The 15,697-nt window shown below is 39.5% G+C and carries 16 protein-coding genes; 7 read left to right on the forward strand and 9 right to left on the reverse strand.

Features of this window, described 5'->3' with window-relative positions:
- Window positions 1–48: 48 nt before the first annotated feature.
- Together B9T30_RS08975 and B9T30_RS08980 are read right to left on the reverse strand one after the other, a co-directional pair.
- On the reverse strand, window positions 49–1,215 hold the full coding sequence (locus B9T30_RS08975; protein ID WP_086184665.1) for an ATP phosphoribosyltransferase regulatory subunit: 1,167 nt from the start codon (window positions 1,213–1,215) through the stop codon (window positions 49–51).
- Window positions 1,216–1,446: 231 nt separating this feature from the next.
- Window positions 1,447–1,902, reverse strand: a complete 456-nt coding sequence (locus B9T30_RS08980) for an Lrp/AsnC family transcriptional regulator (protein ID WP_086184666.1) — start codon at window positions 1,900–1,902, stop codon at window positions 1,447–1,449.
- Window positions 1,903–2,057: 155 nt separating this feature from the next.
- Here B9T30_RS08980 and B9T30_RS08985 point away from each other — a divergent pair, with 155 nt between their 5' ends.
- Window positions 2,058–2,804 carry an AzlC family ABC transporter permease gene (locus B9T30_RS08985; RefSeq protein WP_086184667.1) on the forward strand — a complete coding sequence of 249 codons (747 nt, stop codon included), beginning with the start codon at window positions 2,058–2,060 and terminating at the stop codon, window positions 2,802–2,804.
- Window positions 2,801–3,100, forward strand: coding sequence for an AzlD family protein (locus tag B9T30_RS08990; RefSeq protein WP_086184668.1), 300 nt, complete (start codon window positions 2,801–2,803; stop codon window positions 3,098–3,100). Before B9T30_RS08985 ends, B9T30_RS08990 begins: the two co-directional genes overlap by 4 nt.
- A gap of 26 nt (window positions 3,101–3,126) precedes the next feature.
- Here B9T30_RS08990 and B9T30_RS08995 read toward each other — a convergent pair whose 3' ends face one another.
- Window positions 3,127–3,444 (reverse strand): hypothetical protein, encoded by a 318-nt coding sequence (locus B9T30_RS08995; RefSeq protein WP_086165732.1) that lies wholly within the window; start codon window positions 3,442–3,444, stop codon window positions 3,127–3,129.
- Window positions 3,445–3,736: 292 nt separating this feature from the next.
- Here B9T30_RS08995 and B9T30_RS09000 point away from each other — a divergent pair, with 292 nt between their 5' ends.
- On the forward strand, window positions 3,737–4,267 hold the full coding sequence (locus B9T30_RS09000) for a hypothetical protein (protein WP_086184669.1): 531 nt from the start codon (window positions 3,737–3,739) through the stop codon (window positions 4,265–4,267).
- Window positions 4,268–4,327: 60 nt separating this feature from the next.
- Here B9T30_RS09000 and B9T30_RS09005 read toward each other — a convergent pair whose 3' ends face one another.
- Window positions 4,328–5,350: a type I glyceraldehyde-3-phosphate dehydrogenase gene (locus B9T30_RS09005; RefSeq protein ID WP_086184670.1), complete on the reverse strand. Its 1,023-nt coding sequence runs from the start codon at window positions 5,348–5,350 to the stop codon at window positions 4,328–4,330.
- 430 nt (window positions 5,351–5,780) lie between these two features.
- On the opposite strand from B9T30_RS09005, the gene alaS reads away from it, so the two are divergent.
- The 3 genes from alaS (at window position 5,781) to csrA (ending at window position 10,333) form a co-directional block, all read left to right on the forward strand.
- Window positions 5,781–8,474: an alanine--tRNA ligase gene (gene alaS, locus B9T30_RS09010; RefSeq protein WP_171264145.1), complete on the forward strand. Its 2,694-nt coding sequence runs from the start codon at window positions 5,781–5,783 to the stop codon at window positions 8,472–8,474.
- 66 nt (window positions 8,475–8,540) lie between these two features.
- Window positions 8,541–9,821 carry an aspartate kinase gene (locus B9T30_RS09015; protein WP_086184672.1) on the forward strand — a complete coding sequence of 427 codons (1,281 nt, stop codon included), beginning with the start codon at window positions 8,541–8,543 and terminating at the stop codon, window positions 9,819–9,821.
- A 248-nt stretch (window positions 9,822–10,069) separates the two neighbouring features.
- Window positions 10,070–10,333, forward strand: a complete 264-nt coding sequence (gene csrA / locus B9T30_RS09020; RefSeq protein WP_004648598.1) for a carbon storage regulator CsrA — start codon at window positions 10,070–10,072, stop codon at window positions 10,331–10,333.
- Window positions 10,334–10,391: 58 nt separating this feature from the next.
- Here csrA and rnhB read toward each other — a convergent pair whose 3' ends face one another.
- Together rnhB and B9T30_RS09035 are read right to left on the reverse strand one after the other, a co-directional pair.
- On the reverse strand, window positions 10,392–10,970 hold the full coding sequence (rnhB, locus tag B9T30_RS09025; protein WP_086184673.1) for a ribonuclease HII: 579 nt from the start codon (window positions 10,968–10,970) through the stop codon (window positions 10,392–10,394).
- Between the two features lie 362 nt (window positions 10,971–11,332).
- Window positions 11,333–11,716, reverse strand: coding sequence for a hypothetical protein (locus B9T30_RS09035; protein ID WP_086184675.1), 384 nt, complete (start codon window positions 11,714–11,716; stop codon window positions 11,333–11,335).
- 224 nt (window positions 11,717–11,940) lie between these two features.
- On the opposite strand from B9T30_RS09035, the gene B9T30_RS09040 reads away from it, so the two are divergent.
- Window positions 11,941–12,495: a cytochrome b gene (locus tag B9T30_RS09040; protein WP_086184676.1), complete on the forward strand. Its 555-nt coding sequence runs from the start codon at window positions 11,941–11,943 to the stop codon at window positions 12,493–12,495.
- 69 nt (window positions 12,496–12,564) lie between these two features.
- Here B9T30_RS09040 and B9T30_RS09045 read toward each other — a convergent pair whose 3' ends face one another.
- The 3 genes from B9T30_RS09045 to B9T30_RS09055 all read right to left on the reverse strand — a co-directional run bounded on the left by B9T30_RS09045 (window position 12,565) and on the right by B9T30_RS09055 (window position 15,441).
- Window positions 12,565–12,927, reverse strand: a complete 363-nt coding sequence (locus B9T30_RS09045) for a hypothetical protein (protein ID WP_086184677.1) — start codon at window positions 12,925–12,927, stop codon at window positions 12,565–12,567.
- Window positions 12,928–13,008: 81 nt separating this feature from the next.
- Window positions 13,009–14,010 carry an adenosine deaminase gene (locus tag B9T30_RS09050; RefSeq protein ID WP_086184678.1) on the reverse strand — a complete coding sequence of 334 codons (1,002 nt, stop codon included), beginning with the start codon at window positions 14,008–14,010 and terminating at the stop codon, window positions 13,009–13,011.
- Between the two features lie 108 nt (window positions 14,011–14,118).
- Complete coding sequence (locus B9T30_RS09055) at window positions 14,119–15,441, reverse strand: NCS2 family permease (protein ID WP_086184679.1); 1,323 nt, start codon at window positions 15,439–15,441, stop codon at window positions 14,119–14,121.
- Window positions 15,442–15,697: the final 256 nt, after the last annotated feature.

The raw sequence follows: 15,697 nt of genomic DNA on the forward strand, positions 1-15,697 counted from the left end.
TGTTAAAATTGAAAACTTAAATTAGTCACTTGAAACTAATTCATGTCATTAAATCTTTTCGACTTTCCACTCACCTGCCACATTCACCAATTGATGAGTTGCATGTGGTACTGAGTTTAAACTGTCATTTCCAAGTAACTGAATTACACCAAAGCCTTGTGTACGTGCATTCGAAATTGCTTCAAGCAAATCCATCGCTGTACCCTTCGGTGCAACCACTACATTTAAATCTGTAAATTGACCTGCACTTAAAGCATATAAGTCACAACTGAAACCTGTGGCAGGACGGGCACGACCAAAATGTTGACCAATGCCGTCATAGCGCCCACCTTGTGCCAGTGGAGCTGCACGGTTTGGTGCATACACTGCATACATTAAACCCGTGTGATAATGATATGAACGCAACTCTATAACATCAATACCAATGTGCAGATTTGGCCAACGTGATTGAATTTCGACTTGAGTCGTTTTCAATACATCAAAAGCGTGTTTAAATGCTTCATCCGCCAATATTTCAGCACTTAAATGTGTCTGTAATGCATCTAAATCACTTGAATAACGACCAAGCGTATAGAAATCTGAACCATATTTTAATTCTTGAGTAAACTCTGCCAGTTCAGGCAGTGCTTTACGTTGATACAAATCCGAAAGATGGCTTTCAACAGCCTTGGTCAAACCCGCATGTTTAACTAAACTACGGAACAACCCAACATGCCCTAAATCTAAATGCGTACCTGCTGCCAAGCCTGCTTTTTCAATCAAGCTCAGCATGACATCAACCATTTCGACATCAGCATCAATGCTGTCTGAACCAAATAGTTCTGCACCCAATTGTAATGGTGAACGTGTGGTATTAAACCCTTGTGGTTTCGTATGTAAAACCGTTCCTGCATAGCAGTAACGAGCCACACCTTCTACTGGATGTACATGCGCATCAATACGAGCCACTTGTGGTGTCATATCGGCACGCACACCAAGTAAACGACCAGAAAGCTGATCGATCACTTTAAAAGTAGCTAAGTCTAAATCTTGATTCGATTCTGAAAGAGAAGATAGAGATTCGATGTATTCAATAAATGGCGTGTACACCAATTGATAACCTCGAGATGCGAGGAAATCTAGTGCGTCACGACGCAAAGTTTCAATCACTTGCGCCTGTTCGGGTAATACATCAGCTACACCATCAGGTAATAACCATGTCTCTGAAATGGGCATGTTGTAAACCTAAATTCTGTCAGCGCGGAACGAATCCGCATAAAAAAATCGGGAACACACCCGATTTCTCCTAGTCTAGCACGATAATTTTAGCTGTGCACCTGACTTTTTCAGAAAAAATGGCGAATACTTATTGTTTAATCAACATGAAATCATTCAAATTTATGAAATTATCAATCAATAGAAAATTCAATATCTAAGCCAAAACACAATCATACAGCAAGCAAGTGATCAGTCTAAAGGTAAGGCTGTTGTTTGTTTGACTTTTTGTAAAGGAATCTCAGTTTTGACATTTTGAATTCCTGCAATTTTATTTAAATGATGAATTTGAAACTGACGATAAGCCGCTAAGTCGGCAACCACAATTCTTAAAAAGAAATCACAATCCCCTGCCATAAGCTGACACTCCACCACCTCAGGCATATCATGCACAGCATCGACAAACTGGTTTACAGTTTCTGCATCTTGTCCTTTCAGCCAAATTCGTGCAAAAACCGTTAACGCAAGATTTACTTTTGTCGGATCAACCAAAGCCACATATTTTTCAATAATGCCATCATCTTCTAATTGTTTAACGCGCCGTAAACATGGCGATGCCGACAAACCCACGATTTGAGCCAGTTCATTATTTTGCAACTTTCCGTTGTGCTGCAAGGCTTTCAGTATGCGCTTATCAATATGATCCATCACCAATCACCAGAGCAGTAAATTTTAATTAAATATAATTTAACGCTATTTAATGCCATTTAAAACCAAAATCAAGCTAATTTAAGTGAAAAATACCCCATAAATTATCATAAAATATTTCCCTCAATTCAATTCCTCCTGTCAGGCCAAACCTTATGTCTACGTTAAAAAATATAACTCAAGATTTAACGTATTCGCAGGACTTTACTGAATTTAAACGTGGCATAAAAATATCAATTCCTATGCTATTGGGGATTATTCCCTTTGCTTTAGTACTTGGCGCACAAGCCACGCAAAAAGGCTTTTCTTTTATTGAAGTGCCTTTATTTACAGGTCTCAATTTTGCAGGCGGCTCAGAATTTGCCATTTTAGAATTGTGGACCAATCCACCCAATATCTTAATGCTGATGTTCATTACTTTTTTAGTGAATAGTCGTCATTTACTCATGGGTGCAAGCCTAGTTCCCTACCTAAGACATTTACCCAATAAACAGGTTTTTCCCGCTTTATTTTTTATGTGTGATGAAAGTTGGGCAGTTGCCTTGGCGGATGCACAAAAAAGACAAGCTCAGACGGGTATCAATCATGCCTTTAATCTGTCTTTTTACGCAGGTCTTTGTTTTGCTCTCTACCTCATGTGGGTTGGATTCACCGCATTAGGCGGCGCAATTGGCCCCATTTTAGGCGATGCCTCACGTTTTGGCTTTGACATGGCATTTCCCGCAGTATTTCTAGTGTTATTACGCAGCATGTGGAAAGGTTTACACGCGGCACGACCATGGTTGGTCAGCTTAATCACGGCTGCGCTGGCATATTTATATTTACCCCAAGGTTGGCATGTCCCTATTGGAGCAATCGCGGGTATTGCGTCAGCCTATTGGTTGCTTGGAGATAAAGAATGATTCACTCAGCAACCCTGATTGCCATTTTATGTATTGCAATCACCACCTATTTGACACGTATTTTAGGCTATGTCTTACTGAAAAATAAAACCCTAACAGCTCGCCAGAAACAAATCTTAGAAGTGGTTCCTGGCTGTGTGCTCATTTCAGTGATTGCACCTTATTTTGTCAAAGACAACCCTGCCGATTTACTGGCAATTGCGATTACACTGCTTGCAGCTTCACGTTTTTCCTTACTACCCACAGTGTTGATTAGCATGTTATCCGCAGCAGTTTTAAGGTTCGTGCTTATTTAAGCTGGTTTAAGCCTTAAAAACTGAAATTAAAGTGATGGTCTGTCAGACGAATTTGCCGCCTTTGCCAGCAACCCAACCAGTTCAGCATTGTGTAACTCGATCTGACTTAATTTAACTGTGGTTTTATCCAACATTTCTTGCTGAAGATGCATTTTTTTGGCCAAGTCCTGCATAATTTCCAAGGTCTTTTTTAAGTTTTCTTCTAAGTGAATAACTTTTTCTTCAAGTTTTTGATTAAGTTCAGTTTCACTTAGTACATCAGTTTGATTCTTTATTTGTACCCAAATTAAAAAAATCACAGCAATTGCTAAAAGCAGAATAAAACCCCATATAAATATCAACATGATATGCATTTCTCTTATCTTATTTAGTTGTTATTCACTATCATAACGAATTAATCATCTAAATTTTCAAAAATTCGTTTAAGTTCAGCAACTATTTTGATCTATCGAGCTAATTTCTAAATCACCAATGACACAGCCAACACATTCATTCAAAAAACACTTCCCAAATAACCACAATACATTGTATTTTTATTCATCAATAACGCTATATTCAGTTGTCATTTACACCGTTAAAAACAATCATTATTTATCAGCATTTTATGCTTTCAACATTTCGGGGTCTGCGCTCACTATGGAACTTCACAGTAATTTATACTTTAAACATCCTAATCAAGAAATCATGAATAAATTAGATCGCCTTTTTCAAGAACATCAGGGCAATGCTGAAATATTCAAACAAATTGCGACCACCATCAATCCAACCGAAGGTGAAGAACTTGCTCAAGATCTCATTGACCTAGTAGATCAGATTGAATATGACTTAGGACCAGAATCACTGTACCGTTTTGAAGGATATTCAATTGCCCACTTTGTGCATGGTTCATCGGGTGATGAATTCATGGAAGCCATTTTAAACTTCTTAAAAAGCTTAGTTTCTGACATCCACACCCAAGCTTGGGGTTGTGGTGATGATGACCCTTGGGAATTTTGGTTTAAATTTGAGGGTGATGAACTTATTCGTGAAGATGATGAACCCTTCAATGACCCTGATGAAGACCAACAGATCCAATCTTCCATATATGCATGGTGGCACAAAGACATGCCGAAAGAAATCCAAGAAGGCTTCTTAAACGATCCCAATTACATCAGTGAAGAAGAATAGTCTTTTTCTCAAACAGAGGCAGGTTAAACATTTAATCTGCCTCTGTTTTTATATGGCTTGTTATGTAAAGGATTCACACAAATCAAGCAAGCGATTGGCATAACCCCACTCATTGTCATACCATGCAAAAACTTTGGCTTGATGCCCAACCACCATAGTTTGATTCAGATCGACCACCAACGAATAGGGCGAATGGTTAAAGTCCGATGAAACTAAGGGTTCATCTGTCACATCCATAATTTCAGCATAATCATGACGTGCTGACTTGACCAAAACTTCATTAATTTTATGTACTGTAACATGCGATTGCGAAATAAACGTTAAGTCGATGGCTGCCACATTAATAGTCGGTACACGAATAGAATAACCATCAATACGATCTGCCATTTTTGGCATCACACTTTTCAAAGCCCCCAAAGCAGATGAAGTGGTTGGAATAATGTTTTGCCCAGAAGCACGCGCACGACGTAAATCACGATGCGCATGATCCAATACCGATTGATCTGCTGTGACGGCATGAATTTCCGTCATGAGCGCAGTATCAATACCAAATGCATCATCAATGATTTTAACCAGTGGAACCAAGGCTTGTGTGGTACACGATACGCTGGAAATAATTTGATCCGTGCTTTTCACTTCATGATGGTTGACACCATAAACAATCGCGGCATCTACACTATCAAAAGGAGCTGCGCCAATAATGACCCGCCTCGCTCCTGCTGTAATATGTTTTGTCGCAGCTTCACGGGAACGAAATAAACCCGTACATTCAAGTACAACATCAATATTTAAATCATGCCAAGGCAATAATTCTGGATTTTCCTGGCAAAAGACCTTTACTTTTAATTGCGCCAAACCCGCCGAAATATGCAAAAAAATCTGTTCATTTTCCCATAACACTTCAACTTTACCTTTAAAGCGCCCATGGGTTGTATCATATTTAAATAAATGAATTAAAGTCTCTACATCTGCAACATCATTAATCGCCACAATGTCAAAATGAAAATCTTTAGGATTTTCAAACCAAGCACGTAATACATTGCGACCAATTCGCCCGAAACCATTAATGGCTACTCGTTGCATTAGATATCCTTAACTCTTGGGTAGATGTAAATACTTGTATATGTTAATGGATTTCGACTGAATATCGATACCATTTCTTCACATCTATTGATGAATATTGCGCTCCAATCACCCTGACTTTAATTTTGATGTCATTTTTTCACAAATCAGGATCAAAGAAAGCAAGCTAAAAATATTGACCAAGCTGTGCATTAAATTTTGACGATAACAGCTCTAGATCAATTAACTCTTAGATTTACATCAAAAAGCTCAGGACAACGATTCTATAGAATTGTCATTAATTCACCTTAAAGTGATTGGTGCATACAGCTTTTTCCGTTATAATTTGGCGTTTTAAAATTTTAAGCCCAGTATACTGAGGCAGCTATTCTTAAATGAATTTGCTCGGTTATGCTATTAGCCAATACGAAATATATGGAGTGACTTGGTTGTGAGTACTCGTTTTATGACATCAGCTGAAATTCGTGAAGCATTTTTGCGTTACTTTGAATCGCAAGGGCATACACGTGTCGCGTCGAGTTCACTAGTACCCGCCAACGACCCGACTTTACTGTTCACCAATGCAGGGATGAACCAGTTTAAAGACTGCTTCCTTGGTTTGGAAAAACGTGATTATGTTCGTGCAACATCTTCACAAAAATGTGTACGTGCTGGCGGTAAACACAACGACTTAGACAATGTCGGTTATACAGCACGTCACCATACTTTCTTTGAAATGTTAGGTAACTTCTCTTTTGGCGATTACTTTAAACGTGATGCGATCAAATTTGCATGGGAATTCCTTACTGGTGAAAAATGGTTAGCACTGCCTAAAGATAAATTATATGCCACTGTTTACCATACCGATGACGAAGCATTTGACATCTGGAACAAAGAAATTGGCTTAGATGCCAGCCGTATTATTCGTATTGGTGACAACAAAGGCGGTCAATACGCATCCGATAATTTCTGGGCAATGGGTGATACCGGTCCTTGTGGTCCTTGTTCTGAAATTTTCTTTGATCATGGCGACCACATTTGGGGTGGCCTACCAGGCACACCTGAAGAAGATGGCGACCGTTTCATTGAAATCTGGAACAACGTATTCATGCAGTTTAATCGTACTGCTGATGGCGTATTACATGCATTACCTGCTCCATCTGTAGATACAGGTATGGGCTTAGAACGTATTTCTGCGGTTTTACAACACGTCAATTCAAACTACGAAATCGACTTGTTCCAAAACTTGCTTAAATCTGCTGCTGAAATTATTGAGCTTGATACTACTGCAATTGACGCTGAAGCTGCGGCAAACAACACACCCGTTAACTACCCTGCATCTTTAAAAGTCGTTGCCGACCATGCACGTTCATGTTGCTTCCTCATTGCTGATGGCGTAAACCCATCCAATGAAGGTCGTGGTTATGTACTACGCCGTATTATTCGTCGTGCAGTACGTCATGGCAATAAACTCGGTGCAACAGGTTCATTCTTCTATAAAATGCTTCAACCACTTGTTGATGTGATGGGTGTTGCTTATCCAGAACTTGAAGCAAATAAAGCACGTATTGAAGCTTTATTGTTAAAAGAAGAAGAACAATTCGCCAAAACACTTGAGCAAGGTTTGAAATTGCTTGAAGGTGAACTTGCGAACCTAAAAGGTTCAGTCATTCCAGGTGCAGTTGTATTTAAACTTTACGATACTTACGGCTTCCCTGCTGACTTAACAGCTGATATTGCACGCGAACGTGATTTAACGATTGACGAAGCTGGCTTTGAAGTTGAAATGGCTGCACAACGTCAACGCGCACGTGATGCGGGTAAATTTGCAATCGACTACAACAGCATTGTCAATGTTGAAGGCGAAACTCAATTTGACGGTTATGATGCCACCCAAGGTCAAGGTCAAATTATTGCGATCTATAAAGATGGCGAGCAAGTTACTGAAGTGAATGAAGGCGATGAAGCACTGATCGTACTGAACCAAACGCCTTTCTATGCAGAAAGCGGTGGTCAAATCGGTGATACTGGCTTATTCAAAAATGAGACAGGTATTTTTGAAGTTCAAGATACCAAAAAATCTGGTGGTGCATTCGTCCATCAAGGTATCGTAACGATGGGTAGCTTAAAAGCAACTCAGTCTGTTGACGCAATCGTTAAAGCCGATATTCGTGAAGCCACTGCACGTAACCACTCTGCAACGCATTTGTTACATGCTGCTCTACGTCAAGTACTCGGTGCTCATGTACAGCAAAAAGGTTCATTGGTTGCCAGCGATATCTTACGTTTCGACTTTGCCAACGATCAACCAGTCACTTTCGAACAACTTCAACAAGTTGAACGCATTGTAAACCGTGAAGTGATTGCCAACACAGCCGTTTCTACCGAATTGTTAGACATCGAATCTGCCCAAGAAAAAGGCGCAATGATGTTGTTTGGCGAAAAATATGGTGACGAAGTTCGCGTACTTTCTATGGGTTCAATGGTTGAAGATAAAAACTTCTCGATCGAACTGTGTGGTGGTATTCACGTCAAACGTACTGGTGATATCGGTCTGTTTAAAATCACTTCTGAAGGTGGTGTCGCAGCGGGTGTACGTCGTATTGAAGCCGTGACAGGTACAAAAGCAGTTGAAGTGATTCAAAAAGCAGATGCAGACATTCAACAGATCAATGGCTTATTGAAAGCGCAAAAAGATCAAACGGTTGAAAAAGTTGAAGCCACGGTTGAAACAGCACATCAATTGCAAAAACAGATTGAACAACTAAACCAAAAATTGGCGAACTTGCAAGCAGCTGAACTTTTAAGCCAAGTTCAAACCATTGCTGGTCGTTCAACTTTAATCACCACTGTGCAAGGTATGGATGCGAAATCGCTACGTAACTTACATGATGGGGTAAAATCTAAATTAGACAATGCAGTGATTGTGCTTGCTGGCATTGAAGGCGACAAAGTCAGCCTCCTTGCTTCGGTCGCAAAAGATTTCACTGCAAACATTAAAGCAGGTGACATTATCAAACACTTGAGCCAAGAACTTGGTGGTAAAGGTGGTGGTAAACCTGACTTGGCACAAGGTGGCGCGCCACTTAACGAGAAGTTTGCATCAGTGATAGCAGGTTTAACTGCTTGGCTTGAAGCAAAATAAGACTTCACTTTTTGTGTAACTGATCCTGAAAAGGTAATTCAGGATCATGGCTTTTATGGAACAACTATGGCATTAATCGTTCAAAAATATGGCGGTACCTCAATGGGTACTCCCGAGCGCATTTTAAATGTTGCTCGTCGTGTAAAGCGTTGGCATGACCACGGTCACAAGGTTGTAGTGGTTGTCTCAGCCATGAGTGGCGAAACCAATCGCCTACTTGCTTTAGCGAAAGCCATTACCGAAACCCCTGATCCACGTGAACTCGACCAAATGGTCTCTACTGGGGAACAGGTAACGATTTCTATGTTGGCGATGGCGCTTAATTCTATTGGCGTTGAAGCTAAGTCTCTAACAGGTCGCCAAGTTGGCATTAAAACTGACAGTGCTTTCACCAAAGCGCGTATCGAAGCAATTGATACTGACGTTTTAACTGATCATTTAAATGCCGGACGTGTACTCGTTGTTGCTGGCTTCCAAGGTTTTGATGATCTTGGTAACACCACTACTCTAGGGCGTGGCGGTTCAGATACTTCAGGTGTTGCGATTGCTGCTGCACTAAAAGCAGATGAATGCCAAATCTATACAGATGTAGATGGTGTTTATACCACCGATCCACGTGTTGCACCTAAAGCGAAAAAAGTAGATCGTATTTCTTTTGAAGAAATGCTTGAAATGGCATCTTTGGGTTCTAAAGTTCTTCAAATTCGTTCAGTTGAATTTGCAGGCAAGTATCAAGTGCCTTTGCGTGTATTATCAAGTTTTGATAATGACAATGATGGCGCATTTGACGAAGACTTTAAACAAAACGTCGGCACTCTTATTACTACTGAATTGGAAGACAACATGGAACAGCCAATTATCTCTGGTATCGCATTTAACCGTGACGAAGCAAAATTAACCATTCTAGGTGTACCTGATGAACCAGGTATTGCATCTAAAATTTTATGCCCAATTGGTGATGCCAACATTGAAGTGGATATGATTATCCAAAATGTTGAAGAAGATGGTACAACTGATTTTACTTTCACGGTTAACCGCGGTGAATTGAAAAAAGCCACAGCCATTTTAGAGGATACAGCACAAAAAATTGGTGCGCGTGAAGTCGCAACCCGTGATGATATTGTCAAAGTATCAATCGTGGGTGTAGGTATGCGTTCACATGCAGGTGTTGCAAGCAAAATGTTTACTGCTCTGGCTGAAGAAGGCATTAACATTTTGATGATTTCGACTTCAGAAATTAAGATTTCTGTGATCATTGAAGAAAACTATTTAGAACTCGCAGTTCGCACACTACATACTGCTTTCGGTTTAGACCGAGAACATGGCGAATCAAGCGTACGCGCATAATTTGCACCTAACAAAAATTGTCATTGTTAGACAGTTTTTGAAAAACAACACAAAAAAGCAGAGCCACTATAGTTTTTCTTATAGTGGCTCTGTTATATTAGCCCTAAGGTTTTAAGAAAATTTTAACAAAACTGCATCTTGGGTAATGTTCCTGACATTGCTTTGTTAAAATTTTCTTTTGATATTTAAGGTTGTGTTTTGTTCATTTTAGATCAATTGCAGGTTTAGCATTTTGCAAGGAGATAAACATGCTGATTCTGACTAGACGTGTCGGAGAAACATTAATGATTGGGGACCAAGTCAGTGTAACTGTACTTGGGGTTAAAGGAAATCAAGTTCGTATTGGTGTAAATGCTCCAAAAGAAGTATCAGTTCACCGTGAAGAAATTTACCAACGTATTCAACATGAACGCGCTATGCATGAACATCTTCAACATCTCGATCAAGATTATCAACCTTCGTTTGAAGAAGATAATTTCACACAGAATACCCAGAATAACTTTAATCGTTAAACATTAAATGTTTTCCCCTAAAGCGGCTTTACTAAGCCGCTTTAAATTTATCTAAAGCTTAGTTTTGCTCAAGCAAAGCTAACGCTTTTTTTACAGGTGCATAACTACGACGGTGTTGATCAATCACACCATGTTCTGCAATCGCTTCAAAATGTGCTTTGGTTGGATAGCCTTTGTGTTTAGCAAATCCAAATTGTGGATATTGCACATCCAGCTCAACCATATCACGGTCTCGCGTTACTTTCGCCAAAATACTGGCAGCTGAAATTTCCGCATGCAAGGCATCCCCACCAACAATCGCATCACAGCTCATCATCAAGCCTTGTGGGACTTTATTTCCATCTACCAGCACATGCTCAGGTGAAATACTTAAAGCCTCCACAGCACGGCGCATCGCCAACAATGATGCTTGAAGAATATTAATTTCATCAATTTCTGTATGACTTGCTTCAGCAATTGCCCAAGCCAATGCTTTTTCTTGTATTTCTACAAATAATTTTTCACGTTTTTTTTCAGAGAGTTTTTTAGAATCATTTAAACCTTCAATTGGGTTATTGGGATCTAAAATAACCGCAGCAGCAACCACAGAACCGACAAGTGGGCCACGCCCCGCTTCATCTACACCAGCAATTTTCATCACTTCATCTACCTATAAAAAAAAGAGGCTGAACACGTCAGCCTCATTATGAGGGTCTGTTGATATTTCACCGATGCTTGCGACATGAGCCGTATACGGCGCAAGATGTTTAGACGGTACAAGGCATGTTTTGCGAAATTTAGTCATTCTAAATGATGAGCAGTGACTAAAGCTGCGCAAGATAACGCAGTAGCGGCAAAAATATCCCTGTCCCGTAGGGTTATCACTAAAACTCCCCCAAACTTCGTTATGAAATTTAACAAGGGGGTCACCATTGTCTGCATTTCATGCCTTGTTTGCGTTGTTTTAGCGAATAACGCAATGCATGGCTGAAATATCAACAGACCCTTCTTTATTAACAATTATTTCACTGCTTCAGCAACGCAAGCATTAATGGTTTTAGTCACAGCATTGGTAACAATCGTGTTACGTGCTGCGGGATCAATAGCAGCAGTTGCTAAATCTACAGCTGTAACGCTCTGTGGTGCTTTTTCACTAACACAACCACAAATTTCAGACTGAATATTTTGTTTTTGCGTTGCTGTCATCAATTTCGTTGCGGTTTGCCATGCAGCAGTATTATTTAACTCTGTTGTGCATTTTGCATTAATGGCAATTTTAAGTGCCGTATTGCCAAGTTGCTGAGTTGTTGATTGCATGCCTGTTGTACCCATTGTTGTGTTCGTTGAAACACACGCTGTTAGAGCTAAAGTCAAAGGTACAAGTACAGCAATTAATTTTTTCACAGTTTAATATCCTAAGTTCTAAAATAGATTGCGCGTATTTTGCCGAATCTTTGATACAGAAGAAACGTATATTTCGTTGCAATTCCGAGCGCACTTACTATCTGGCTAAAAACAATACAGCTTTCAGCGTTTCAAGAATTATACGCTTTGTTCTATATTCAAGGTTTTTAAATGACTGTAATTTGATTAGCATAGTTAAACTAAAAATCACATGTTGGTACAACATGCAACGCACTTCACAATACTATACGCGCACAGCACAAATGCTACATTGGCTCATGGCCATCATTTTCATTGCAGCATGGTTGATTGGTTTCTATAGTGGCAATTTTTTAAGCTATGATGTTGATGGCAGCTTTAAAGGTCAAGTTATTACCCTGCATAAAAATATCGCAACAACGATTATATTCCTCGTGTTAATTCGTTTGTTTTGGCGCTATACCCATCCTGCTCCGCAGCTCCCAGACAGCATGTCACCTATGATGAAATTCTTGGCACATCTTGGACATTTGGCCTTATATTTAATGTTATTGGCTTTACCCATTACAGGTTGTTTGTTTAGTTGGAGTGCTGGACATCCTGCACCCGTTTTATATTTATTTGAAATACCACGTCTGGTTCAAGACAATCCTGATATTTTAGCGATTGTTAAACCCGTCCATATTTATTTATCTTGGTTTGCTGGCTTTCTGGTCATCGGCCATATTGCAGCAGCGTTAAAACATCATTTTATCGACAGAGATAATATTTTACGCAGTATGACTCGACAAAATAAATAGCGCATTAAAACCCAAAATCAAAAAAGCCACATCAGCTATATAGCGATGTGGCTTTTTTACGATTAAAACTTAGTTAAGCGCTTCTTGAGCACAGCCCTTAACACTATTCAATACCGCTTGTTTAATCAGACTATTTTTTGCAGATTCACTGACTGATGCCAAAGCCAAGTCTTTGGCTGAAATATTATTCAGTGCATGATCGCTCACACAAGCACAAATTTGTTTTTGCAAACCCGTTTGGCGTTCTGCACTCATAAAAAATGCAGCCGATTGCCAAATTTTTGAATCATTTAATTCACTTTTACAACTTTGCTCTAATACTGGCTTGAGCATTTTCTGTGTTAAAGAATAATCTTGATTGGTCGCAAAAACTGACATCGAACCAATCACTAAACCTGCGACTAATATCCAACAAAGACTCTTTTTCACCATCAAACCTAATTTTCAACCTGCATAATTTAGTAGATCAATCGATTGATCCACTAAATAAAGCAGTACATTTTCAAATATAAATTACACTAAGGCATCAATTTGCTGTGTCCATTTTTGTTTTTCAGCTTCAGAAATAAAAGAAGCCTCAAACGAATTTTTAGCCAAATGTTTCAGTTCATCATTAGATAAATCTAAAGCTTCAGCAATGGCAATGAAATTATCATTCATGTATCCACCAAAATAAGATGGATCATCTGAATTTACCGTGACATGCACCCCTTTTTGCAATAAACGACGGATATTGTGCTGCGCCATATCATCAACCACACACAGCTTTAAATTGCTTAAAGGACACACTGTTAAAGGCATTTTTTCGCGAATTAAACGCTGCATTAATTCAGAATCTTCTTCTGAACGTACACCGTGGTCAATACGGTTTACTTTTAGTAAATCTAAGGCTTCCCAAACATATTCAGCTGGACCTTCTTCACCCGCATGTGCCACCACCAAGAAACCTGCTTCACGGGCTTTGGCAAAAACACGTTCAAACTTAGCAGGTGGATGTCCCACTTCACTAGAATCTAAACCCACCGCAATAATTTGATCTTTAAATGGTAGTGCTTGTTCTAAGGTTTTAAATGCCGCCTCTTCACTTAAATGACGTAAGAAACACATGATTAAATGCGAGCTAATACCTAGCTTGGCTTTTGCATCATCACAAGCACGTTGCAAACCATTTAATACGGTTGCAAATGCTACACCACGATCGGTATGGGTTTGAGGGTCAAAGAACATTTCTGTGTGCGTCACATGATCGGCATGACATTTTTCGAAATAGGCCCATGCTAAATCATAAAAATCTTGTTCGAGTACTAAAACATTGGCACCGGCATAATAAATATCGAGAAAAGATTGTAGATTATGAAAATTATAGGCCTGCTTTACTTCTTCAACCGACTTATAAGGAATATCAATTTGATTACGCTGAGCGATTGCAAACATCAACTCAGGCTCAAACGTCCCTTCAATATGTACATGTAATTCTGCTTTTGGCAAAGCACGGATGAGCTCAAGTCTATTCATACCTTAATCCTTAAAAATAAAAAAAGGTGCAAACTTGAGTTTACACCCTAAGGCGTGTGGAACATTCATCAATGCAAGTTCAACACGCTGTGCTGTAAATTTGGAATATTAACCGCCAAATAATACGAATTTTAATGCCCAAAGTACGGCAACAATCCACACCATATAAGGTACAGTTTTCGCTTTACCAGTGAATAGTTTGATTAGCGCATAGCTAATAAAACCCATCGCAATACCATCTGCAATTGAATATGTGAATGGCATAAATACAATGGTTAAAAAGGCAGGAACCGCTTCAGTGATATCATCCCATTCAATATGAACAATACCTTGAATCATTAATACCCCTACAAATAACAATGCAGGTGCTGTAGCAAAACTTGGTACTGATTGCGCAAGTGGTGCTAAAAAGAGGCATAACAAGAACATAATGCCCACAACAACAGCCGTTAAACCCGTACGACCACCAGCCGCAACGCCAGCAGATGACTCAATATAAGGCGTAGTTGAAGACGTACCCAAAGCGGCACCCGCAACAATTGCAGTTGAGTCGGCAAAAAGTGCTTTTTTCAAACGAGGTAATTTACCATCTACCAACAAACCTGCACGGTGTGAAACCCCAACCAATGTCCCCGTCGAGTCAAACAAATCGACCAAGAAGAAGACAAAAATTACGCCCACCAAACTTGCAGTGAATAAACCCTCAAAATCCATTTGCATAAATGTTGGCGCAATTGATGGCACTTGACCGACAACACCATGGAATTGGTTATAACCCAATACTGTTGAAATAGCCGTCACTGCTAAAATACTAATAATAATTGCGCCACGCACTTTAAACTGATGCATGACCACAACCATTAAGAAACCAAGCAATGCAAGAATAACCGAAGGTTGTTTTAAATCCCCCAAACCGACTAAAGTTGCAGGATTAGCAACAATAATACCGGCATTTTTTAGCGCAACCAGTGCAAGGAACATTCCAATACCACCACCAATCGCCAGTTTTAATGACATTGGGATCGCGTTGACAATTGCCTCTCGGATTTTAAACATACTGATGAAAATAAACACCAAACCTGATACAAACACAGCAGCAAGTGCCGTTTGCCAAGGCACGCCCATACCCATACATACAGAATAGGTAAAGTAAGCATTTAGCCCCATACCCGGTGCCAGTGCAATTGGATAATTTGCAACAAGCCCCATAACCAAACAACCGATTGCGGCTGCAAGACAAGTTGCGACAAACACAGCCCCATGATCCATCCCTGTTTCGGATAAAATCATTGGATTAACAATAATGATGTAACACATTGTTAAAAAAGTAGTTACACCAGCAAGAACTTCGGTACGAAAATTGGTTTTGTTTTCGCTCAACTTAAATAAGCGTTCAAGCATATTCTCTGAAGATGGACTAGGAGTCGTCATGACTTCACCCCTGTAAGTAAACTTTATGCAATCAGCACGCTACAAAATTAATGATCCGTCTAATACAAATCATCATTAATTTTGTAGATGTTTAAGCAATGGATATGCCAATATTTCCATTTAAAAACAAGTATATTGAACAATTCTTCATTCCAGCCCAAATAGCCAAATGACAAAAATTGTAAACAAAAAAGCCGCATAACTTTTATGCAGCTCAATTAATTCAAAAAAATCAAATACTTAATTAATAAACAAT

This window comes from Acinetobacter sp. ANC 4973 (assembly GCF_002135275.1).
GTDB lineage: Bacteria > Pseudomonadota > Gammaproteobacteria > Pseudomonadales > Moraxellaceae > Acinetobacter > Acinetobacter kyonggiensis.